Source organism: Tenacibaculum sp. Mcav3-52, assembly GCF_022347665.1.
Lineage (GTDB): Bacteria > Bacteroidota > Bacteroidia > Flavobacteriales > Flavobacteriaceae > Polaribacter > Polaribacter mesophilus.
Window position 1 is genome coordinate 248,207 of sequence record NZ_JAKRGE010000003.1, and the last position, 23,581, is coordinate 271,787.

Below are 23,581 nucleotides of genomic sequence, written 5' to 3' on the forward strand. Positions count from 1 at the left end.
TCTCTAAGTTGATTTTGTACATTTGTGGGTATAAAACAAAACAATAATGCCAACAACACAACAATTACAAGATTTTACACAACAAGTTCGTAGAGATATTGTACGAATGGTACATGCTGTAAATTCAGGTCATCCAGGAGGTTCTTTAGGGTGTGCTGAATTTTTAACCTGTTTGTATCAGGAAATTATGGATTATTCTACCGATTTTTCTATGGACGGTAAAAATGAAGATTTATTTTTCTTGTCAAACGGACATATTTCACCAGTATATTACAGTGTACTAGCTCACAGTGGGTTTTTCCCTGTAGCTGAGTTGGCAACCTTTAGAAAGTTAGACTCTCGTTTGCAAGGTCACCCAACTACGCATGAAAATTTACCAGGTATTCGTATTGCTTCAGGTTCTTTAGGACAAGGTATGAGTGTTGCTATTGGTACTGCTGAAGCAAAAAAGTTAAATGGAGATGATAAAATTGTATATTCATTACATGGTGATGGAGAGTTACAAGAAGGTCAGATTTGGGAAGCAGCTATGTATGCTTCTGCTAAAAAGATTGATAACTTAATTTCTACCGTAGATGTAAATGAAAAGCAAATTGATGGATCTACTGATGAAGTTTTAGCCATGGGAAGCTTAAAAGCTAAATTTGAAGCTTTTGGTTGGGATGTTGTAGAAATTGCAGAAGGAAATAATGTAGAAGCTATTTTAGCAGGAATGGCAGAAGCAAAATCACGTACAGGAAACGGAAAGCCAGTTTGTGTATTATTACGTACTGAAATGGGGAATGGAGTTGATTTTATGATGCATACCCACGCGTGGCATGGTAAAGCACCTAATGATGAACAGTTAGAAGTTGCTTTAGCTCAAAACCCAGAAACTTTAGGAGATTACTAAAATAAAGAGTAGTTAAATATTTTAAGCGCCATTACAACTTTGTAATGGCGTTTTTATTTTATGAAAAACTTTACAAAAAGAAGTAAGTAAAACCGTAAATTTACGTCTGTAATCATATAAAATAACCAAATAGATACAGATGAAAATAGGAATTGTATGTTATCCTACCTTTGGAGGAAGTGGAGTAGTAGCAACCGAATTAGGAATGGCATTAGCAGATAAGGGGCACGAGGTACATTTTATAACGTACAATCAGCCTGTTCGATTAGATTTCTTTTCTCATCGTTTGCATTTCCACGAAGTTGTTTTAGAAGAGTACCCTTTATTTCAATATCAACCTTATGAATTAGCTTTATCAAGTAAAATGGTGGAAGTAGTTCAAAAATATGAACTTGAAGTGTTACACGTACATTATGCTATTCCGCATGCCTATGCTGCTTACATGGCAAAAAAAATGCTTGAAGATAAAGGAATTGACATAAAAGTAGTAACAACATTGCATGGTACAGATATTACTTTGGTAGGAAGCCATCCAACCTACAAAACCGCAGTAGAATTTAGTATAAATAAATCAGATGAAGTTACCGCAGTGTCTAAAAGTTTAAAGGAAGATACTCTTAGGTTATTTAATATTGATAAAGATATTAAAGTGGTGTACAATTTTATTGATGGAGAAAAATATGATAGAGCTCATGAGGGAGAGTGTAAAAGAGAAGCGCTAGCTAAACCGGAGGAAAAAATCCTAACACATATAAGTAACTTTAGGCCTGTAAAGCGTACTGATGATGTAATTCGAATTTTTAATAGGGTTCAAGAAGAAGTTCCATCAAAATTATTAATGGTTGGTGATGGCCCTGAGCGTTTAAAAGCTGAGAACTTAGCTAAAGAGTTAGAAATCGAAGACAAAGTGCTTTTTATGGGGAATAGTACAGAAGTAGCAAAAATATTATGTTATACCGATGTGTTTTTATTACCATCTGAAACGGAAAGCTTCGGGTTAGCAGCTTTAGAAGCCATGGCTGCAAGCACAGTAGTTATATCCACAAATACAGGAGGTTTGCCAGAAGTTAATATTCATGGTGTAACAGGCTTTTTAAGTAAATTAGGTGATATTGAAGGTATGGCTAATAATGCTATTAATATTTTAAAAGAAGATAAAGTTTTGAATGAGTTTAAAGAAAATGCAAAAGAACATATTAAGCTATTTTCACTAAATAATATTCTCCCAGCTTATGAGAGACTTTATAAAAAATGTTCAGTAGAAGCATAAAAAAAGGAGAGTTATCAACTCTCCTTTTTTTAATTAAAAACTATCACTATTTAATTTTTTCTAGTTCTTTTACTAATATAGCATCATTTAATATAATGTCTCTTTGAGATTTTAATAAATTAGTTGTAGAGTTTGGTAAATGTTCTTCAGAGTTAATTACTTCATTATATTCTTCAAGTGAAGCTTTTTCACCTCTTAAAGCCTCTTCTAATATAGCTTCTTCACTTTCATTTGAGAAAAAAGCTTTGGTATTCATCCAAGCCCTGTGTGCTGTTCCCGTTAAACTACCTCCTTTTTCAGGAGACTGACCAAAAGATTTTATTTCTGATTTTAACTGTTTACCAAACATTTCACGTTCATTGGCTTTACGAACAAAAAGATTTGTTAATGTTTCACTATTTACATTTTCTGCAGCTGTTTTATACCCTTTTGCAGCATCATAATTTTTTTCTAATAATCCGTTTAACTTATTTGATACTTCTTCTGTGTAACTATACATATATTTTAAGTTTTTTAAATTAATGAGTAATTTTTTATTGATGTTTACCCAAATACCATCAAGTTAGAACACCGCCCTCTTTTTTGAGAAAAAGAACCAATTAAAATAATGGTACTAATTCCTAAGCTTACATAAGTATTGTTATTATTTTGAGAGTTAAACTCAAAAATGTTAAATAATATGTAATCTAAAGTGTTAAGATTTTTTATAAAAATCCTAGCTTATTAATATGATATCAGTAAGAATAAACAGTGTTTATCATTATTTTATTCATAATATTTTAAGTCATAAATGTGTAAATAAAAACGCTTAATATTTTTATGACTAATTAATTACATTATAAAATTAATATTTACTTGAAATGCTGTTTAGCTCATATCTTTTCTTTTTTTGCTCATATACAAAACTCTTGTTAAAATCAAATGTTTGTAGAAAAGATAGAATACATTAAGCAAAAAAATGTAATTTTATATCATTAAAAGAATGTGTTATTGGTATAGCGTCTTAAACATATTAGAAATAGTTTAGCAAGAACAAAAAGATTATAGATATTATGATTAACTCGATGAAAAGAAGTAAAAAATAAGTTTTAAGTATTGATAGCAGTTTTGTAGAAAAAATTAAAATTATCCAAAATAAAATTTTAAAAAAATAGATAAGTAAAACTAAAAAAGAGCTAAAAAAATGATTAAAGAAAAATATAAATGTTCTTTTGAAAAAATAAAAAACCTGGACACAAAAGTGCCTATAAATTTAGTATTAAGTGGAGGAGCCGAAAAAGGTGTAGCTCATATTGCTTTATTAGAAAAGTTAGAAGAGTTAAATATTAAAATTAATTCAATTTCAGCTTGTAGCGCTGGTTCATTGGTAGGAGCAATGTATACTTCTGGAATGAAACCAAAAGAAATATTAAACTTTTTTAAAAATACTGAAATATTTCAGTTTTCTTGGATAACAATTGCTAAACCAGGAATTTTTAATTCATCCAATTATGCAAGATTAATTGACGATAAAATAAAACCAACCTTTGAAGATCTAGAAATACCTTTAATAGTTTCTACAACTAATTTAAATAAAGGAACTACAGAGTACTTTAATGAAGGAAGTTTACTAAAACCTGTTTTAGCATCATGTGCATTACCAGGTTTATTCAATCCTGTAAAAATTGGAGATGCACTTTATTCTGATGGTGGAATTATAGATAACTTTCCTACAACTCCCTTTAAACAGTCAGAATATCCAATAGTGGGAAGTTATGTAGTATATCCTTCTGAAAAAACAAGTGAGGAACTAAATACCACTTTGAAAGTTTTAGCACATACATCTAAACTTTTAATGCTATCATCTGAAGAATATAAGTTTTTTGAAACTTATGCTACTATTTGTTTTCCTTTAGGTGAGTTTAGCGGTTTTAGCACTAAAGAAGTAGATTCAATATATGAAACAGCAAAAAAGTACATAAATAAAAAACTAGAAGAAAGAATAAATTAATTTCAAACATTTTCTTTTTTAGAAGCTATTCTCTGTACCTTTAAATTTGTAATGTAAGGTGTACTCATAAGGTAATTTATATCTATAATTTCTGATTTTTTATTTAACCACATATTTTTAAAAATTTCAGGAATTTGTATGGGCATTACCTGATAAAGATTATTAAAGTCATTAAGTTTTCCAATTAGTTTGGTGTTAATAACTGAACATGTATAAAAGCCATCGTTGGTAATGTTATATAAACCCGCTAAATAAAAGGGTTCTTGATTGTCTTTTTCTACTAAATAATTCTCTACAACTCCATTAATAACTTTATGGATATAAAAACCAGTTACGATAAATAAACACCTTCGTAAATAAAGAGCTTCTTTAAAAAGTATATTATTTTTAATACCTTCCTTATTTATATGTAGTGTTTGTTTTATATGTTGAAACTTATTCCAATTATCTCCATAATTTTGAGGAAGTAGCCCCCAAATGGCTTGCATAATTTGATTAGGATTTTCCATATTAATTATACAAACTGTTTGTTCTTTTAAACCATTAATTTTTCTTTTAGGTTTATGTAAATAAGGATACTTAAAAGGGAGTTTTGTAAAGGTTTCAATACGTTCTATACTTGCTATGTTTGATAGCTTATAAATCATAAAGCTACTGTTGGTTATTAAAAATAAAAATGAGAGTAATACCTATTAATAAACAAGAAAGTATAATATAAAAGGCTATTCTAGTTATTTTATTGTTTTGAAAAATATAATTTTTATGCTTAGAGTCAGGATTCTCTTTAATTATTTTAAAATCTTCATTACTTTTTTTCATACTTATTATTTATATTTTGTTTGTTGCAAAACTATATTGTTAAAAGAGTCAATCTTTGTTCTTTAGAAATAGATATTGACTCATTTCATATTAAGTTAAGTGTAACAATTAACAAGAGATTATATTTTAGTTTGTTAACTAATAAAGTTAGTTTGAAGTCTGTTAAATTTAATGAGTATATTTTTATATGAGTTAAGAACAAAACTAAATGAGTAAATATAAAACAAGCTATCTAGTTAATTTTGTAACTGTACAAAAGATGTACTTTATAAACACTAATTTAAAATTTTAATAATATGTTACGTTGGACAGTCACTTTTATAATAATAGCAATCATAGCCGGTATTTTAGGATTTGGAGGAATAGCAGGAGCAGCCGCAGGGTTTGCTAAAATAGCATTCTTTATTTTTATAATTTTATTTATTATATCCTTATTTACAGGTAAAAGAAAAGTTTAAAAAAATAAAGAATAGAGTATTAAAAAGCGTGAGTTTTCACGCTTTTTTTTTATTTATAAATAAGTTTTATTTATTAAGTGAGCAAAAAACAAAATTAAATGAGCAAAACACGTAAGTAAACCTACGTTAATTTTGTAATAGATATTACAAATCGTTGTTTCATAGCGAAAATGTATAGGAATATATAAAATATATTTCAGGTGTTAAAAAGTACACATCTCAAATAAAGTTACTTGTAATTTTAAAATAGATTAAAATGAAAAAAATAATAATGGGATTATTGCTTACAGGAAGTATTACCTCTTTAAACGCGCAAACGGAAGTAATAAAAACGACTGAAGTAAAAAAAGCAAAAAAGATTAATGAAAAAGGTTTGATTTATGATACAAAAGTAAAAGTAGTAACAAAAAAAGAAAAACAAACTAAGTTTAATCCCAATCAAAAGAATAAACTTAATCAAGATGTAGTAGAGTCTCCAATCACAGTAGATAAAACCATTATGGTAGATAATGATTCTGATATTTTTTATGACTCAAAAGCAAAAGTAAAATATTTTAAGTATAAAGGTAATAAGTATGACTTTTTAATTGATCAAAATAATTTACTAATCACATATGAGCTTAATAATGAGGATATAACATCAGCAAGAGCTATAAAATCTATTAATAATAACTTTTATGTAGTAGAAGGTAAGGATTTTAATGGCGTAGGTTATTTTAATAAATATGGTGATTTTATTATTGAATATAAAAATCAAGAATCTAATAACTTGGAACAAGCCATTTTTGAAACCTTTAAAATGTAATTTATAAAACTAATAAGTGATAATTTCATCCTTTTTTTATTACTAAAAGGTTAAAATTAAATGAGCAAAGATTCGTATTAAATAAGCAAACTTAGGCTTAAGTTCTTAAGTAGTTTTGTAACATAATTAATTATTAACAAAAAACACACACAGTAAAATGAATTATTTAAACATACAAACAGAAAAAGTATTACCAGTAGCAAAAGAATTAAACCAATTATTGGCTGAATATCACATATACTATCAAAAGTTAAGAAATTTTCATTGGAATATTGTGGGGAAAAACTTTTTTGAACTACATGAAAAATTTGAAGAAATGTATAGTGATGCTAGAGTTAAAATAGATGAGATCGCAGAACGTATTTTAACTTTACAATATCATCCAATTAGTAGATATAGTAAGTATTTAAAAATAGCAAATATATCAGAAGAAAGTCCTTTTCAAACAGATAGTGATATGATTTATATTTTATTAGATGATCATAAAACATTATTAAAGCAAATGGCAAATGTGATAAAAAAAGCGGAAGAAGCAGAAGATGAGGGAACGATAGATTTAATGGGAGGATATATTGCTTCTTTAGAAAAAACAAGTTGGATGTTGAACGCTTGGAGCAAAAGTACCGTAGAGCAATTAAATGAAGATATTGTATTGTCATAAAATTATTGTTGAATTTATCTAATAACTAAAAACAAAAACTACTTTCTCCTACATGAATTTTAGCAGCACCATAGCCAAATTAAAAGAATCTGTTCAATTATACTGGAATGAGTTTATAAACCAAATTCCAAAAATAATTATAGCTATTCTTATAGTGGCTGTAGGTATTATTATTGCTAATCTTATATCAAATTTTTTTAGAAAAACAATTTCTAAGAAAACAAATGATCCTTTAATGACTAATTTTTTAGCCAAAACAATAAAAATTAGTTTTAGTATTTTGGTAATCATGCTTGCTTTAAAGATAGCAGGTTTAGGAGGCATTGCTGCTGGATTGTTAACTGCAGCTGGAGCCTCAGCTATAATTTTTGGATTTGCTTTTAAAGATGTAGGAGAGAATTTTATCTCAGGAGTAATACTATCCTTTAATCGCCCTTTCGATGTTAATGATACAGTAATGATTGGAGATATTTTTGGTAAAGTAAAAATGATGGAATTTAGATTTACCAAATTAAAAACATTCGATGGAAGAGATGTATACATTCCCAATAGTGACATTGTAAAGAAAGCTGTATATAACTATACTGAAGATGGTTTTTACCGTTCAGACTTTGTGGTTGGGATTGATTATGATGATGACATAGATACAGCAAAAAAAGTAATCATAAATGCGGTAGTTAATACTTTAGGAGTTATTGATACAGATAAACATCAATGTTTTGTTACGGTAGACGGTTTAGGAGTAAGTACTGTAAATTTAAAAGTTATTTTTTGGACCAAAACTAAAGAATACAAACGAGGCGCACTCGAAGTTAAAAGTGATGTAATTAAAAACGTAAAAAACGTGATAATAAAAAACGGGCTAAACATGCCTGCAGATATTACAGAAATAAAACTATACGGTTCACAAGACAGTATTCCAATTACAGTAACAAAATAAAAAAAGCAACCCACGGGGTTGCTTTTTTTTTATGAGTTATAATAACTAAGACTCTCCCTAATTAAATCATCAGAAGCTTTACTGTTTATTTTAAAATCTTCATAATCGTTAAGAAGCACAAAGTTAATTTCTCCTCCTATATTCTTTTTATCATGTTTCATCAATTTAAGAATAGGCTGAAAGTCTTCTTCTACCAATGCTACTTTACCATAAATTTTAATAATAGCATCTTTTATTTCAGAGACTTTATCTTCAGGAAAATCTAATACTTTTGATGATAAGTAAGCTTCACAAACCATTCCAATGGCAATAGCTTCACCATGTGTTAGAGCTTCCTTTTTCGGGTTCTCTAAAAAATAAGACTCTACACCATGCCCAATAGTATGTCCCCAGTTTAAAACCTTACGAACACCTTGTTCTTTAGGGTCTTCTAAAACAACTTCATTCTTAATTTCTATAGAACGATGAATCAAATCAACAATATTAAGTTTATCGTTATCTTTAATTTCATTAAATAACTTGATGTCGTGGGTCATTCCATACTTAATAATTTCCGCAGTACCAGAACGAATTTCTCTGGGAGTTACGGTGTGTAAGTATTCAGGATCAATAATAATTAACTCTGGATTAGCAAATACACCAATCTGGTTTTTTAATACACCTAAATCAACACCTGTTTTTCCGCCAACAGAAGCATCTACCATGCTTAATAAGGTTGTAGGAATATTCACAAAATCAATTCCACGTTTAAATGTAGATGCAACAAAACCACCTAAATCAGTAATCACACCACCACCTAAGGTAATTAATAAGCTTTTTCTATCAGCTCCTAATTCAGTCATTACATTCCAAACTCCCATACAAGTTTCTATGTTTTTATGAACTTCACCAGCATCAATTTGAATGACTTCAATAGGTTTATCTGTAGCAAATAACTGAATAAATCGAGGATAGCAACAATCTAAAGTGTTGTCATCCACTAAAATAAAAACTGAAGAATAGTTTCTTTCAGAAACTAAATAGGTTAATTCATTATAGCCTTTTTCTTCAAAATGAATAGGGTATGTTGCTGCATTAATTGTGGTCATAATAACAAAAAAATATAAGGCGAAATTAAATAGAAAAAATTAAAATATATCAGTCTACTCAATTATATTTGTCTCAATAAATAAAGAAATAATATTACCTCGATAATGAGACTTTTTGATAATACAGAAACTGCTTTTAAATTAAAATCTGACTCAGAGTTAGAACGTGCATATTTTTTGTTTAAAATGATTCAGAGCCAACCGATGGTTCGAATAGGTACAGCGGTAACAAACTTTGCTTTAAAAGCACACTTACCAGTTGAAGGATTAATCCGTTCAACAGTTTTTGATCATTTTTGTGGAGGAGTAAGTGAAGATGATTGCTTACCTAATATCGAAAAAATGTACGAACAAGGTAATGTACACAGTGTTTTAGATTATTCAGTAGAAGGGAAGGAAGATGAAGCCCAGTTTGATGATGCTTTAAAAATGACGTTGAAAACAATCAATTTTGCTGAAGAAAAGCAATCTATTCCTTATGCAGTTTTTAAACCTACAGGTTTCGGACGTTTCGCTTTATATCAAAAATTAACTGAAGGAAAAGAGTTTACTTCAGAAGAAAAAGTAGAGTGGGATAGAGTTGTAGAGCGTTTTCATACCGTGTGTAAGGCTGCAAAAGAAAAAGATGTTCCATTACTAATTGATGCAGAAGAAAGCTGGATGCAAGATGCTGCAGATGATTTAATTGAGGAGTTAATGGAAATTTACAATAAAGAAAAAGCCATTGTTTTCAATACACTACAAATGTATCGTCATGATCGTATGGAATATCTACGAAAGCTACACCAAAGAGCTCACCAAAAGGGATATCATATTGGAATGAAAGTTGTTCGTGGAGCTTATATGGAAAAAGAGCGTGAAAGAGCTAAAGAAAATGGTTACGAGTCTCCTATCTGTGTGGACAAACAAGCAACAGATGACAATTATAATGAAGCAGTTCGTTATATGATGGACCATAAAAATATGGCAATTTTTGCAGGAACTCACAATGAAGAAAGTTCATATTTATTAATGGATTTAGCTAAAGAACATAATATTGCTAAAGATGATAAACGCATGTGGTTTGGTCAATTATATGGTATGAGTGATCATATTAGTTTCAATTTAGCCAAAGAAGGATATAATGTAGCGAAGTATGTTCCATTCGGACCTGTTCGTGATGTGATGCCATACCTAATTCGAAGAGCAGAAGAAAACACTTCAGTAGCTGGGCAAACTTCCAGAGAATTGAATTTACTTAAAACTGAAAAAGCACGTAGAAAGCTTTAATGAATACAGTTGATGAAATAAAAGAAGCTATCTATAAAAATAAAAAAAGATTAGCAAAAGAGTTTCAAGAAAGTAGAGAGCTTATATTTCTTGTTAGAAAATCACTAACAACTTCATTAACAGACGAAGAAAAGGCAAAAGTAAAAGAACAAACACTTGATATTTGTAAAGCAATTCCTGCCTTTACAGTGTTTATGCTACCAGGAGGAGCATTACTTTTGCCTTTACTTATAAAATTAATTCCTGATATTTTACCTAGTGCTTTTAGAGAAGATGATGAAGAGCTAGAAAATAGAAAGTTAAAATAGTACAAAAATTATCTATTATTCCCTTTTTAGGCATTAATTAAAGCTACAAAATTCCTTTAAATGAAAGTAGAAATAGTAGTATATTGTTATAAAAAAGTACTTTTTGTAAAGCTTTAAATAAAATATTACGAATTCATAAATAAAATTTCGTAAATCGTAAGCAATAAAACACTACTTTTGCAGCTTCAAAATAAGCACGAATGCAATCAATAAGAAACATTGCTATTATAGCACACGTTGACCACGGAAAGACAACCTTGGTAGACAAAATTATAGATCAAGCTAAAATTTTAGATGAACGTAAAGAGCGTACTGATTTATTATTAGATAATAACGACTTAGAACGTGAACGTGGTATTACCATTTTATCTAAAAATGTATCCGTAAACTACAAAGGGGTGAAGATTAATGTAATTGATACTCCTGGTCACGCTGATTTTGGTGGAGAAGTAGAACGTGTACTAAAAATGGCAGACGGAGTTTTATTATTGGTTGATGCTTTTGAAGGACCAATGCCTCAAACACGTTTCGTATTAGGAAAAGCTATTGAATTAGGGTTAACTCCTATTGTAGTAGTAAACAAAGTAGATAAAGAAAACTGTACACCAGACTTAGTACACGAAAAAGTATTTGATTTAATGTTTGCTTTAGAAGCAAATGAAGATCAATTAGACTTTACAACTATTTACGGTTCAGCTAAAAATGGTTGGATGAGTACAGATTGGCAAAAACCAACTGAAGATATTGTTCCTTTGTTAGATGCTGTTTTAGAAACAATTCCAGAAGCACCATATCGTGAAGGATCTCCTCAAATGCAAATTACATCGTTAGATTATTCTTCATTTAAAGGAAGAATAGCTATTGGACGTGTTTACCGTGGAGATTTAGAAAAGAACAAAGACTACATGCTTTGTAAAGCAGATGGAAGTACGAAAAAAGTCCGTATTAAAGAATTACACGTTTTTGAAGGAATGGGTAAGGCTGAAGCAGAAAAAGTTCGTAGTGGAGATATTTGTGCAGTAACAGGTTTAGATGATTTTGAAATTGGAGATACTATTGCTGATGTAGATAATCCAGAAGCTTTACCAAGAATTGAAGTAGATCAACCTACTATGAGTATGTTATTTACTATTAATAACTCTCCATTCTTTGGTAAAGAAGGTAAGTTTGTAACGTCTCGTCACTTACGTGATCGCTTATTTAAAGAGATGGAGAAAAACTTAGCGTTACGTGTTGATGAAACAGATACAGAGGATAAGTTTAACGTTTTCGGACGTGGAGTATTACACTTATCAGTATTAATTGAAACGATGCGTCGTGAAGGATACGAATTACAAGTAGGTCGTCCTCAAGTAATTTTAAAAGAGATTGACGGAGTTAAGTGTGAACCATACGAAACATTATCAATTGATGTTCCTGAAGATGTAGCTTCTAAAGCAATTAACTTAGTTTCTTTACGTAAAGGAGACTTATTAGTAATGGAGCCAAAAGGAGATTTACAACATTTAGAATTTACCATTCCATCAAGAGGATTAATTGGTTTACGTAATAAAATATTAACAGCAACAGCTGGTCAAGCAATTATAAACCACCGATTCAGCGAATATGGACCTTATAAAGGAGAGTTTGCAGAAGAGTTAAAAGGTGCTATTGTTTCTTCTGAAACAGGAAAAGCAACTGCTTATGCAATTGACCGTTTACAAGATAGAGGACGTTTCTTTATTGATCCAAACCAAGAGATTTACAAAGGTCAGGTGGTAGGTGAAAATGCCAAGGCAGATGATATGGCAGTTAACTTAATTAAAGGAAAGAAGTTAACTAACGTACGTGCTTCAGGTTCAGATGACGGCGTGAAAATTGCTCCAAAAATTGATTTCTCATTAGAAGAATGTATGGAGTATATTAGACCAGATGAGTATTTAGAAGTTACCCCAGAAAGTTTACGTATGCGTAAAATTAATTTTAGATAAAAGTTATTTTAGACTAAAATAAATAAAGAGTCACCTATAGGTGGCTCTTTATTTTTTACGCTATTCTACTGTATAAAAGTAAGATTTTTGAAGTAGAATAAAATCAGGGGAAGAACAGAAGTTCTTTAACACTAAATTAAAAGCTATCAAAACGAAAAAAATATAATACTTTAAGAGGAAACATTATGTTTTGATAGCTTAAAATTAAATCTATTTAAAATAGCAAACAACAAATTTACTTCAACAAAAATAGTAGTTAGACAACTGTTAAATCCTGATGTAGTAGCATTGTAGTGCTTTTCTTTTTAGAAAAATAAATTAATTATGAATAAAGAGAGTTAAAAATAAACATGTAGTATAATTGAAGGATAATATGATGCTTTTGATAATATTAAAAAACTACTTTGAAATATTCATTAAACTATCTTTTGTTATTATTGCAATTAATAATTTTATAAAGCATATTATTATGATGAATAAAATATTAATTTACAGTTTGTTTTTATGTTTAGGGGGTAATGTTACACCAATACTTACATTAAAGTATCATACTTATCATCATGATGATAAAAACTATAAAGAAAAAATTACTCAGGCATTTTATTTATATCAAAACAAAGAAAGTGCACGATTACTTGATAGCACTTTACAACTGATAAAATTAAATAAAAAAAATATAGAAGAAGAATCTATAAATAGTAAAGTCCTCTACTTTAAAGGGATTAATAATTTTTATTTACATAGATATAAAAAAGCAGAAAAATATTTTTTAGAATCATTTGAGTTAGCAGAAAAAACTAATGATTATTTTCTAAAAGCAGTTTTATATAATCTAAGAGGAATTATGTATTCTCAAGAGAAAAAATATTTAGAAGCTCATCAATTTTATAAGAAAGCAATTGATATATATTCTAAAATAAAAGAATCAAAGAATAAGACTTTTTCATGTAAAAACCAATTAATCCATTCATATTATAACCTTGTAGTTAATGCTAGAAAAATGAAGAAATGGAAAGAATCTTCAAAGTATGCTAATATTTGTTTGGAATTATTAAAAAATAATAAGAAAAAAGGAATTGGGCGTTTATACTATTTTATCGCAGATAATAGTCTAGAACTTAAAGACAATAAAACAGCTCTTTTTAATTTAAAAAAAGCTAGTAATAGCTTTTTAAAAAATGATTTTTACGCCAACGCTTTAATTAATAAAGCCTATGGTAAACTTTATGAGTCAAAAAAAAAGTATGTTAAAGCAATAAATAGTTATAAAAAGGCTAATACAAGTTTACAAAAAGATAATGTAATTAGAGAAAAAAAATTAGAAAAATCTTTTATTAAAGAATTAAATTTAGAAAATAAATTAAAACAAGAAAAAGATATTGTGATTGTAGAACAAAACGAAAAGATTTTTCTAAGTTTTTTAATTATTGTATTGATGTTAATTTTAACATTCTTTTTTTATAATTCATGGATAATAAATAAAAAAAAGAATATTGAAATTAAGAAGCTCAATGAAGAATTAAAGATTTTAGTATCTAACCTTAAAACAAAAAATAAAGATCTTTTAGTTTCAAAAAAAGAAATAGAAAGTTTATTAAAATTAAATGAACAATCTTTATTTTCCAGAGTTTTAAAAATATCAACCTATAATGATGCTATAAATAAAATTATTAATGAGATTGATATTTATATGGATAATAATTCTAAGGCATCAAAATATTTAATGACTATTAGGAGGAAATTAAAAACATTAATTTCTGAAGAAGAATTATGGGAAGATTTTAAAATACAGTTTGAGAAAATTAGACCTGAATTTTTTAATAAGTTAAAAAAAGTAGCACCAATACTTTCTGTTAATGATCTTAAACACTGTACTTATATTGTTTTAAATTTAAAGAATAAGGAAGTAGCACAACTTATAAATGTATCTCCAAGAAGTGTTGAAACAGCAAGGTATAGAATAAAGAAAAAAATGGGGTTAGAGAAGGAAGAAAATTTGTATGATTTACTAAGTAGTTTGTAAAAAGTTAATTAATAAAACTATTCTATGTTACTTTTTTATTTAAAAGTTTAAAAATAACTTGCATAATTCAATTTTTATTTCAAATATTTGTAACAACAAAAACGAAGAAATGAATTTTATTCAATTACATCATCATCATTTTCATACTTGCACTCAGGCGAGCTGAAAATGTATTGAATAAAATCAAGATATATTTTAAACCCGTTTGAGTAAATCAAACGGGTTTTTATTTTCAACAAGGCGCCACGAAAATACTTCTCAAAAGATTTGCTCAAACCCATTCAAAACTAAAATGAGTAAATTAAAAATAGCCATACAAAAATCAGGAAGACTCAACCAAGATTCCTTACAAATTTTAAAAGATTGTGGAGTTTCTATTGATAACGGTAAAGATCAATTAAAAGCTTCTGCAAACAATTTTCCTTTAGAGGTTTTTTATCTAAGAAATGGTGATATTCCGCAATATTTAAAAGATGGAGTTGTAGATATAGCCATCATTGGCGAGAATTTATTAATAGAAAAAGGAGAGGAGATTCAATTTATAGAAAAATTAGGTTTTTCAAAATGTAAAGTATCCTTAGCAATTCCTAAAAATGAGAAATATACAGGAATAAACTATTTTCAGAATAAAAAAATAGCAACCTCATACCCGAATACAGTTTTAAAATTTCTAGAAAAAGAGAACATAAAATCACAATTACATATTATTAATGGTTCAGTAGAAATAGCTCCAAATATTGGATTAGCCGATGGTATTTGTGATATTGTTTCTAGTGGTTCAACTTTATTTAAAAACAATTTAAAGGAGGTAGAAGTTTTATTAAAATCAGAAGCAGTATTAGCAGTTTCTCCTCAAATAAAAGAGCAACAACAAGTAATACTTAACAAATTACAGTTTAGAATTCAATCAGTATTAAAAGCAAGACAATCAAGGTATGTGCTATTAAACGCTCCGAACGAAAAACTAGAAACAATTATTAATATTTTACCAGGAATGCGTAGTCCAACGGTACTTCCTTTGGCTGAAGAAGGATGGAGTTCTGTGCACTCTGTATTGAATAAAAATCAATTTTGGGAAATTATAGACGAATTAAAAAGTAATGGAGCAGAAGGTATTTTGGTGTGTCCAATAGAAAAAATGGTTGTTTAATAACAGAAAAGTAGCCAATAATTATAGCTAAAAACAATAAAAATAAACAGATGAAAATTATAAAAAATCCAGGAAAAAAAACTTGGGAGTTACTGTGTAAAAGAGTTACTTTAAGTGAAAACAGTTTACAGGAAACAGTACAAACAATATTAAATGATGTAAAGCTTAATAAAGATAGAGCTTTAAAAAAATATACACAGTTATTTGATGGAGTATTATTAACCGAGTTAGAAGTTTCTAAAAAAGAGTTAAAAGAAGCACAAAACTTAGTTTCAGAAGAATTAAAATTAGCTATACAATTAGCAAAAAATAATATTGAAGCTTTTCACAACAGCCAAAAAGAAACACCTAAAAAAATAACAACAACAAAAGGAGTAACTTGTTGGAGAAAAAGTGTAGCAGTAGAAAAAGTAGGCTTGTATATTCCTGGAGGTTCTGCACCATTATTTTCTACGATTTTAATGTTAGGAGTTCCAGCAAAAATAGCAGGTTGTAAAGAAATAGTATTGTGTACTCCAACGAATAAAGAAGGTAAGATTAACCCAGCTATTCTATACACTGCTTATTTGGTAGGAGTAACTAAAATTTTTAAAGTTGGAGGAGCTCAGGCTATTGGAGCGATGGCGTACGGAACAGAAACCGTTCCTCAAGTATATAAAATATTAGGACCAGGGAATCAGTTTGTGACTAAAGCCAAAGAATTGGTACAACAACAAGGGGTAGCTATTGATATGCCTGCAGGCCCTAGTGAAGTACTTGTAATTGCAGATGAAACTAGCAATCCTGTGTTTGTAGCAGCAGATTTGTTGTCGCAAGCAGAACATGGAGCAGATAGTCAAGCTATTTTAGCCACTACTTCTGAAAAAATTGCTCAAAATGTTATAACAGAACTAAACAAACAAATAGAAGAATTACCTAGAAAAGAATTAGCTAAAAAAGCAATAGGGAATAGTTTTGCAGTTGTTTTAAATTCTTCTGAAGAATGTATTCAGTTTAGTAATGAATATGCTCCAGAGCACTTAATTATAGCATCAGAAAAAGCTTCTGAATATATCGAAGGAATTGTAAATGCTGGTTCAGTATTCTTAGGAAATTACAGTTGTGAAAGTGCAGGTGATTATGCTAGTGGCACCAATCACACCTTGCCAACTAACGGTTATGCAAAAAACTATAGCGGAGTTTCGTTAGACGGTTTTGTAAAGAAAATTACTTTTCAAGAAGTAACTAAAGAAGGAATTGAAAATATTGGTGAAGCCATAGAATTAATGGCAGAAGCAGAAGGCTTACAAGCGCACAAAAATGCCATTACAGTTAGATTAAAAGAGTTAAATGGCTAAGCGTCATTTCGAATGAATATGGAGAAATCTTAACCTTATTGAGTAACACCTCAAAATAGTTAACAATGAAAAAAATAAACTTAAACAAGATAGTACGCACAAACATTCAGCAATTAAAAGCTTATTCTTCTGCTAGAGATGAATTTAAAGGCGTTGCTGAAGTGTATTTAGACGCTAATGAGAATCCGTTTGGTACTTTGAATCGCTATCCAGATCCGCAACAAATAGCAATTAAAAAACGATTGTCTGAGATTAAAGATGTAAATGAGAATCAAATTTTTATAGGAAATGGAAGTGATGAAGTAATCGATTTAGCATTTAGAATATTTTGTAATCCGGGGAAAGACAAAGCCTTAACTTTTACACCCTCTTATGGAATGTATAATGTTTCCGCAGCTATTAATGATGTTGAATTGATTGAATTAGCTTTAAATCAAGAATTTCAGATAAATACAGATGTTTTAGAATGTTATTTAGAAGATGAAAATTTAAAAATAATATTCATTTGTTCACCAAATAACCCAACAGGTAACTGTTTTGAAGATGAAACAATTGAGTTTATTCTTAGTAAATTTAAAGGAATTGTAATTATTGATGAAGCTTATATTGATTTTAGTTCTAAAGAATCTTTTATAAATCAATTAAAAAATTACCCTAATTTAATTATAAGTCAAACCTTTAGTAAAGCATGGGGATTGGCAGGTGTTAGAGTAGGAGCAGCCTATGCTAGTAAAGAAATCATTGATATATACAACAAGGTGAAGCCTCCTTATAATATCAGTGCTTTAAATCAAGAAGCTGTACTTAATAAGTTAGATAACTTAGCACAGTTTGAGATTGAGAAAAATATCATTCTCAATGAAAAGGAAAAACTAGAAAAACAGCTACAAGAAATTGAATTGGTAAAAAAGATATATCTTTCTGAAGCTAATTTTATACTAATTGAAGTTACAAACGCTAATGAATTGTATAACTCATTAGTAGCTCAAAAAATTATAACTAGAAACAGGAATAGTTTAGTAAATAATTGCATACGAATTACGGTAGGAAGCGAGAAAGAAAACAAGAAATTAATGACTGCATTAAAGGAATTGAGTGTTACACCTGATGAAGTTGAAAATTCATTTTAAATTTTAAAAAAACGATGAAAAAAATATTATTTATAGATAGAGATGGTACCTTAATTAAAGAACCAGCAGATGAACAAACAGATTCGTTTGAGAAATTACAATTCTATCCAAAGGTTTTTCAAGGATTGAGTAAAATAGCCAAAGAGCTTGACTTTGAATTAGTGTTAGTTACTAATCAAGACGGATTAGGAACAGAAGCATATCCAGAAAATACGTTTTGGCCAGTACATAACTTTGTGATGAACACCTTAAAAGAAGAAGGTATTGAGTTCGTAGAAGAAATCATTGACAGAACCTTTGCTAAAGACAACCAACCTACAAGAAAACCAAACACAGGCTTATTAACAAAATATTTCTCTAAAGAATATGATTTGAAAAACTCTTTTGTGATTGGTGACCGTTTAACCGATATAGAACTTGCTAAAAACTTGGGAGCTCAAGGAATTTACATAAATGATGAAACAAATTTAGGAACTGATGAAATTACTGTAAAAAGAGAGGAACTAGATGATTTTATAGCTTTAGAGAGTAACGATTGGAACACTATTTATGAGTTTTTAAAATTAGAAGAACGTTCAGCAACTATTGAACGTAATACAAATGAAACTCAAATTAAAATTGATTTGAATTTAGATGGAACGGGAAAAAGTACAATAAATACTGGTATTGCTTTTTTCGATCATATGTTAGATCAAATAGCGCGTCACGGTCAAATGGATTTGAACATCCAAGTAACAGGTGATTTAGACGTAGATGAACACCACACCATTGAAGATACTGCAATTGCTTTAGGAGAAGTATTTTATAAAGCATTGGGAAATAAACTAGGGATTGAACGTTACGGATTTTGTTTACCAATGGATGATTGCTTAGCTCAAGTAGCCATTGACTTTGGTGGAAGAAACTGGTTGGTTTGGGAAGCAGACTTTAAACGAGAAATGATAGGAAAAATGCCTACGGAAATGTTTTATCACTTCTTTAAGTCGTTTACCGATGGTGCTAAGTGTAATTTGAACATCAAAGCAGAAGGAACGAACGAACATCATAAAATAGAAGCCATTTTTAAAGCTTTTGCTAAGGCTATAAAAGTAGCAGTAAAAAGAGATGTAGATAAGATGATTTTACCATCAACAAAAGGAGTTTTATAACAATGAACAATAATCAATTATCGGTAGACAATGGTTAAAGATAATAATAGGTAACTGATGATTGATAAATGATAATTGAAAAATATGATAGCTATTATAAAATATAATGCTGGAAATATACGATCGGTACAAAATGCGCTAACTCGCTTGGGGCACGAAAGTATTATAACTGATAATCCAGAAGAAATACAATTAGCAGATAAAGTAATATTTCCTGGGGTTGGAGAAGCAAGTTCAGCAATGCAATACTTAAAAGAAAGAAATCTTGATGAGTTAATTGTTTCTCTAAAACAACCTGTACTAGGAATTTGTCTAGGATTACAGTTAATGTGCACATACTCAGAAGAAGGGGATACCAAATGTTTGGGCATTTTTGATGCGTGCACAAAACAGTTTCCACCAAAAGAAAAAGTCCCACATATGGGGTGGAATAACTTTTCTGAATTAAAATCATCTAAACTGCTTACAAACATAGCTTTAGAAGACGATGTATACTATGTTCATGGGTATTATGCAGAAGTATCTAAAAACACACTGGCAATCTGCGATTATATTCTTCCGTTCAGTACCGTTATGCAGCAAGATAATTTTTATGCGATGCAGTTTCATCCAGAAAAATCAGCTGATGTTGGAGAGCAGTTGTTGAAGAATTTTTTAGAGTTATAAAAAGAAATTAAAATGAGAATTATACCCGCAATAGATATTATAGAAGGAAAATGTGTCCGCTTGACTAAGGGCGATTATGATACCAAAAAAATATATAATGAAAGTCCGTTAGAAGTAGCAAAAGAATTTGAGGCAAACGGAATAGAATACTTACATGTTGTTGATTTAGATGGCGCAAAATCTAGTCGAATTATAAACCACAAAGTATTAGAGCAAATAGCAACGAAAACGAATTTAAAAATTGATTTTGGAGGAGGTCTAAAGTCAGATGAAGATGCTCGAACTGCATTTGAAAGTGGTGCAAACCAAATAACAGGAGGAAGCATAGCGGTAAAAAATCCAGATACATTTATTGGATGGCTTACTAAATACGGAAAGGATAAAATAATTTTGGGAGCTGATTGTAAAGATAGAAAAATTGCGACTAATGGTTGGTTACAAACCTCAGAAGTTGATGTTGTTGAATTTATAAGTGAATATCAAGAAATAGGTGTTGTAAACACAATTTGTACCGATGTAGCTAAAGACGGAATGTTACAAGGAGCTTCTTTAGATTTATATTTAGAAATTTTGAGTAAAACCTCAGTCAACTTAATAGCGAGTGGAGGAGTAGCCAATATCAATGACTTACATCGATTAAAAGAAATTGGTTGTGAAGGAGCCATTGTAGGAAAAGCCATTTATGAAGGAAATATAAGTTTAAAAGAATTACAAGAATTTATAAGCTAATTATGTTAAAAAAAAGAATTATTCCATGTTTGGATATAAAAAATGGAAGAACGGTTAAAGGGGTCAATTTTATAGATATCAAAGATGCTGGAGATCCAGTAGAATTAGCAAAACAATATGTAAAACAAGGAGCGGATGAATTAGTATTTTTAGATATTACAGCTACTTTAGAAAATAGAAAAACCTTAGTTACATTAGTAAAAACAATTGCACGAGAGATTAATATTCCTTTTACTGTTGGTGGAGGTATTAGTACTGTTGAAGATGCAGTGGCGTTAATACAAGCTGGAGCAGATAAAGTGAGCATCAATTCTTCCGCAGTAAAAAATCCACAATTAATTACGGATTTAAAAAATCGGTTTGGGAGTCAGTTTGTAGCTGTAGCTATTGATACGAAAAATGTAAATGGGGAATGGAAAGTGTTCACCAAAGGAGGTACTTTTGAAACCGAATTAGAAACTTTGAGTTGGGCTACAAGGGTTGAAAAATTAGGCGCTGGTGAAATTCTATTAACTTCTATGAATAGTGATGGTACTAAAAACGGATTTGACATTGAAGTAACCAATGCAGTGAGTAAAGCTGTTAATATTCCTGTGATTGCTTCTGGTGGTGCTGGAAAAGTAGAGCACTTTACTGAAGTCTTTACCAAAACCCAAGCTAGTGCAGGATTAGCTGCTAGTATCTTTCACTTTGGTGAAATACCAGTACCCGTACTAAAAAACGAATTAAAAAAACAAAACATAGCTATACGATGAATATAGATTTTTCAAAAGGAAACGGGTTAGTTCCTGTTGTTATTCAAAACAATACTACTTTGCAGGTGTTAATGCTAGGTTATATGAACAAAGAAGCCTTTACCAAAACACAAAAAGAAGGAAAAGTTACTTTTTATAGCCGAAGTAAAAATAGACTTTGGACAAAAGGTGAAGAATCAGGAAACTTTTTATGGGTAAAAGACATTCAATTAGACTGTGACAATGACACTTTGTTAATTAAAGTAACTCCAAAAGGACCTACATGCCACAAAGGAACTACTTCTTGCTTTGCAGAAGAGACCTCTAAAGGTTTTTTATACTCGTTAGAGAGCATTATTGCTGATCGAATAGATAATGATGTAGAAACCTCTTACACTAATAAACTTTTTAAAAGAGGTATTAATAAAGTAGCTCAAAAAGTAGGAGAGGAGGCTGTAGAAGTAGTCATCGAAGCAAAAGATAATAACGATGAACTATTTAAAAATGAGGCTGCTGATTTACTATACCACTATTTGATTTTACTAAAAGCCAAAGGTTTTACGATTACTGATATAGAAGAAGTTTTAAAAAACAGAAATTAACAAGTAGTTAATTATGTAACAATCCAAATAGAAAGTTTATAAAGCTTTCTATTTGGTCTGTAATACTATATATCGTTAATTATAGAGTTATAAATTCTTTCTATTTTTCCATTGATATTTTTCTTTATGAGCATCATTCCATTTGGCTACTTTTAGAAGCATAGTATCAATTTTAGTTTTATCAAGCCATTTTCCGTTGACAAAAACTCCTGAAATTGAACGTGTGTTTCCAATTTTTTCTAAAGGATTTTTATCTAACAAAATTAAATCAGCAAATTTCCCTGTTTCAATAGTCCCTATTTTATCGTCGATTTCTAGCCATTCAGCAGGTAACCTAGTTGCAGAAGCTAAAACTTCTTCAGTTGTTAATCCAGCTTCAACCAATAACTCCAATTCATCGTGAAGAGAAAATCCCCAAACAATTCCAGAAATACCAGCATCTGTTCCTGCGAGCATAGGCACACCTTCTTCTTTAAAAGCTTTTACAATCTGTGTATGAAAATCTTTTTGTTTATTATAGAATTCAATTAATTTGGGAGAAGCTCCATAATAACGATTCGAGTTTAACCACTTACTTTTCATAAGAGGATGCACATACTTTAAACTTGATAAGTTTTGAATACTTTCTAATGATTCAGCCTGTTTTGAAATCCAGTCCATGTTTGATAAATTAGGAATTAACCAAGTATTATTTTCTTTGGCTAAGCGAGCAAATTCTTGCGCTTTTTCATAACTATAATCATTCGTCTGTTTCGATAATTCTTCGGCATGTGCTATGAGGCCAAAATGTGGTACAAATAAATCTTCAGTAGGTTTTCCTTCAAAAGTTGTAGGAATGTGTCCAACAACTTTCATATTTTGTTTCTCAGCTTCATCAATAACAGCTTTAAAGGTTTCTTCGTTTAACCAAGTGTAAACCTTTATAAATCTATATCTTAAACCTTTAGCATTTCTGACTGATTGTCGTCCTTCTAAAGCAGTCGTAGCTTTTATTTCATTGCCTTTACCATCAATTACAGCAGCTATTGCCATACGTGGACCAATGACACTTTTTTCCATTATTTTATCTCTTTGTGAAAAGTGTCCAAGTCTTCCACTTAACTCAAATACTGTAGTAACTCCATTTGCAATATATGGAGTCATTAAGTTTTGAGTGTTAAAATTTACTGTAGAACCTCTAGTTGCATATCCTCGAGAGAAACTACCACTACTTAGTGTATGTACATGCATGTCAATAAGCCCAGGAATAAGCCACTTACCTTTACCGTCGATAATTGTTGCTTCAGAAGGAACGGAATCATTTATGGATTTTATATTGTTATTATGAATTACCACAGTGGCATTTTCAATGACATTGTTATTCTTTGTCATTGGTATTACATTGACGTTTTTTATAACATAGGTATTGCTTTCTTTTTCAATTTTAGTTTTGTTATTTTTTATACAATTAATTAGGAAAAAAGATACTGTTAGGAGTAATAATAAATTTCTGATTTTTAGATGTTTCATGCAGTTTAGTTTTCTTAAAGACGTTTTAGAATAAAAAATGTTACAGAAAACCAATTTTTAAAAGAAATGACTGAATTTCCACC

23 protein-coding genes are annotated in these 23,581 nt (G+C 29.7%); 19 read left to right on the forward strand and 4 right to left on the reverse strand.

Annotated features, from left to right (window positions below):
* Nucleotides 1-46 precede the first annotated feature (46 nt).
* Complete coding sequence (locus MHM83_RS10240; protein ID WP_239179610.1) at nt 47-892, forward strand: transketolase; 846 nt, start codon at nt 47-49, stop codon at nt 890-892.
* Nucleotides 893-1,031: 139 nt separating this feature from the next.
* Nucleotides 1,032-2,162 carry an N-acetyl-alpha-D-glucosaminyl L-malate synthase BshA gene (bshA, locus tag MHM83_RS10245; protein ID WP_239179611.1) on the forward strand — a complete coding sequence of 377 codons (1,131 nt, stop codon included), beginning with the start codon at nt 1,032-1,034 and terminating at the stop codon, nt 2,160-2,162.
* A 46-nt stretch (nt 2,163-2,208) separates the two neighbouring features.
* On the opposite strand, the gene MHM83_RS10250 is transcribed toward bshA, so the two are convergent.
* Nucleotides 2,209-2,661, reverse strand: a complete 453-nt coding sequence (locus MHM83_RS10250) for a ferritin-like domain-containing protein (protein ID WP_047788877.1) — start codon at nt 2,659-2,661, stop codon at nt 2,209-2,211.
* A gap of 684 nt (nt 2,662-3,345) precedes the next feature.
* Between MHM83_RS10250 and MHM83_RS10255 the strand changes: the two genes are divergently transcribed.
* Nucleotides 3,346-4,152 carry a patatin-like phospholipase family protein gene (locus MHM83_RS10255; RefSeq protein ID WP_239179612.1) on the forward strand — a complete coding sequence of 269 codons (807 nt, stop codon included), beginning with the start codon at nt 3,346-3,348 and terminating at the stop codon, nt 4,150-4,152.
* Between the two features lie 2 nt (nt 4,153-4,154).
* Here MHM83_RS10255 and MHM83_RS10260 read toward each other — a convergent pair whose 3' ends face one another.
* A complete protein-coding gene (locus MHM83_RS10260; protein ID WP_159616188.1) occupies nt 4,155-4,799 on the reverse strand; it encodes an SOS response-associated peptidase family protein in 645 nt (214 codons plus the stop codon).
* A gap of 468 nt (nt 4,800-5,267) precedes the next feature.
* Between MHM83_RS10260 and MHM83_RS10265 the strand changes: the two genes are divergently transcribed.
* From MHM83_RS10265 to MHM83_RS10280, 4 genes are all read left to right on the forward strand, one after another.
* On the forward strand, nt 5,268-5,429 hold the full coding sequence (locus tag MHM83_RS10265; protein WP_047788875.1) for a DUF1328 family protein: 162 nt from the start codon (nt 5,268-5,270) through the stop codon (nt 5,427-5,429).
* Nucleotides 5,430-5,685: 256 nt separating this feature from the next.
* Nucleotides 5,686-6,234: a hypothetical protein gene (locus MHM83_RS10270; protein WP_239179613.1), complete on the forward strand. Its 549-nt coding sequence runs from the start codon at nt 5,686-5,688 to the stop codon at nt 6,232-6,234.
* A 157-nt stretch (nt 6,235-6,391) separates the two neighbouring features.
* Nucleotides 6,392-6,895, forward strand: coding sequence for a Dps family protein (locus tag MHM83_RS10275; protein WP_047788873.1), 504 nt, complete (start codon nt 6,392-6,394; stop codon nt 6,893-6,895).
* 52 nt (nt 6,896-6,947) lie between these two features.
* Nucleotides 6,948-7,835 carry a mechanosensitive ion channel family protein gene (locus tag MHM83_RS10280; RefSeq protein WP_239179614.1) on the forward strand — a complete coding sequence of 296 codons (888 nt, stop codon included), beginning with the start codon at nt 6,948-6,950 and terminating at the stop codon, nt 7,833-7,835.
* A 29-nt stretch (nt 7,836-7,864) separates the two neighbouring features.
* On the opposite strand, the gene aroB is transcribed toward MHM83_RS10280, so the two are convergent.
* Entirely contained in the window at nt 7,865-8,923 is a 1,059-nt protein-coding gene (aroB, locus tag MHM83_RS10285) for a 3-dehydroquinate synthase (RefSeq protein WP_159615600.1), read from the reverse strand.
* Between the two features lie 102 nt (nt 8,924-9,025).
* Between aroB and MHM83_RS10290 the strand changes: the two genes are divergently transcribed.
* The 12 genes from MHM83_RS10290 to hisIE all read left to right on the forward strand — a co-directional run bounded on the left by MHM83_RS10290 (nt 9,026) and on the right by hisIE (nt 21,989).
* Entirely contained in the window at nt 9,026-10,192 is a 1,167-nt protein-coding gene (locus tag MHM83_RS10290; RefSeq protein ID WP_047788870.1) for a proline dehydrogenase family protein, read from the forward strand.
* Nucleotides 10,192-10,500 (forward strand): LETM1 domain-containing protein, encoded by a 309-nt coding sequence (locus MHM83_RS10295; protein WP_159615598.1) that lies wholly within the window; start codon nt 10,192-10,194, stop codon nt 10,498-10,500. Before MHM83_RS10290 ends, MHM83_RS10295 begins: the two co-directional genes overlap by 1 nt.
* A gap of 200 nt (nt 10,501-10,700) precedes the next feature.
* Nucleotides 10,701-12,470, forward strand: coding sequence for a translational GTPase TypA (gene typA, locus MHM83_RS10300; protein WP_239179615.1), 1,770 nt, complete (start codon nt 10,701-10,703; stop codon nt 12,468-12,470).
* A gap of 469 nt (nt 12,471-12,939) precedes the next feature.
* Entirely contained in the window at nt 12,940-14,493 is a 1,554-nt protein-coding gene (locus MHM83_RS10305; RefSeq protein ID WP_239179616.1) for a tetratricopeptide repeat protein, read from the forward strand.
* Nucleotides 14,494-14,785: 292 nt separating this feature from the next.
* Nucleotides 14,786-15,643 (forward strand): ATP phosphoribosyltransferase, encoded by an 858-nt coding sequence (gene hisG, locus MHM83_RS10310; protein ID WP_159491203.1) that lies wholly within the window; start codon nt 14,786-14,788, stop codon nt 15,641-15,643.
* A 50-nt stretch (nt 15,644-15,693) separates the two neighbouring features.
* The gene (gene hisD / locus MHM83_RS10315) at nt 15,694-16,980 is read left to right on the forward strand and encodes a histidinol dehydrogenase (RefSeq protein WP_239179617.1); all 1,287 of its coding nucleotides are present in this window, start codon (nt 15,694-15,696) and stop codon (nt 16,978-16,980) included.
* A gap of 65 nt (nt 16,981-17,045) precedes the next feature.
* Nucleotides 17,046-18,110 carry a histidinol-phosphate transaminase gene (hisC, locus tag MHM83_RS10320; RefSeq protein ID WP_239179618.1) on the forward strand — a complete coding sequence of 355 codons (1,065 nt, stop codon included), beginning with the start codon at nt 17,046-17,048 and terminating at the stop codon, nt 18,108-18,110.
* Nucleotides 18,111-18,124: 14 nt separating this feature from the next.
* Complete coding sequence (gene hisB / locus MHM83_RS10325; protein ID WP_167713871.1) at nt 18,125-19,258, forward strand: bifunctional histidinol-phosphatase/imidazoleglycerol-phosphate dehydratase HisB; 1,134 nt, start codon at nt 18,125-18,127, stop codon at nt 19,256-19,258.
* An 84-nt stretch (nt 19,259-19,342) separates the two neighbouring features.
* Nucleotides 19,343-19,924 (forward strand): imidazole glycerol phosphate synthase subunit HisH, encoded by a 582-nt coding sequence (gene hisH / locus MHM83_RS10330; protein WP_167713870.1) that lies wholly within the window; start codon nt 19,343-19,345, stop codon nt 19,922-19,924.
* A 12-nt stretch (nt 19,925-19,936) separates the two neighbouring features.
* On the forward strand, nt 19,937-20,653 hold the full coding sequence (gene hisA / locus MHM83_RS10335) for a 1-(5-phosphoribosyl)-5-[(5-phosphoribosylamino)methylideneamino]imidazole-4-carboxamide isomerase (RefSeq protein ID WP_167713869.1): 717 nt from the start codon (nt 19,937-19,939) through the stop codon (nt 20,651-20,653).
* Nucleotides 20,654-20,655: 2 nt separating this feature from the next.
* Entirely contained in the window at nt 20,656-21,408 is a 753-nt protein-coding gene (gene hisF, locus MHM83_RS10340; RefSeq protein ID WP_167713868.1) for an imidazole glycerol phosphate synthase subunit HisF, read from the forward strand.
* Entirely contained in the window at nt 21,405-21,989 is a 585-nt protein-coding gene (gene hisIE / locus MHM83_RS10345) for a bifunctional phosphoribosyl-AMP cyclohydrolase/phosphoribosyl-ATP diphosphatase HisIE (protein WP_159615594.1), read from the forward strand. Before hisF ends, hisIE begins: the two co-directional genes overlap by 4 nt.
* An 87-nt stretch (nt 21,990-22,076) precedes the next feature.
* Here hisIE and MHM83_RS10350 read toward each other — a convergent pair whose 3' ends face one another.
* Nucleotides 22,077-23,360: an amidohydrolase family protein gene (locus MHM83_RS10350; protein ID WP_239179620.1), complete on the reverse strand. Its 1,284-nt coding sequence runs from the start codon at nt 23,358-23,360 to the stop codon at nt 22,077-22,079.
* Between the last annotated feature and the right edge of the window lie 221 nt (nt 23,361-23,581).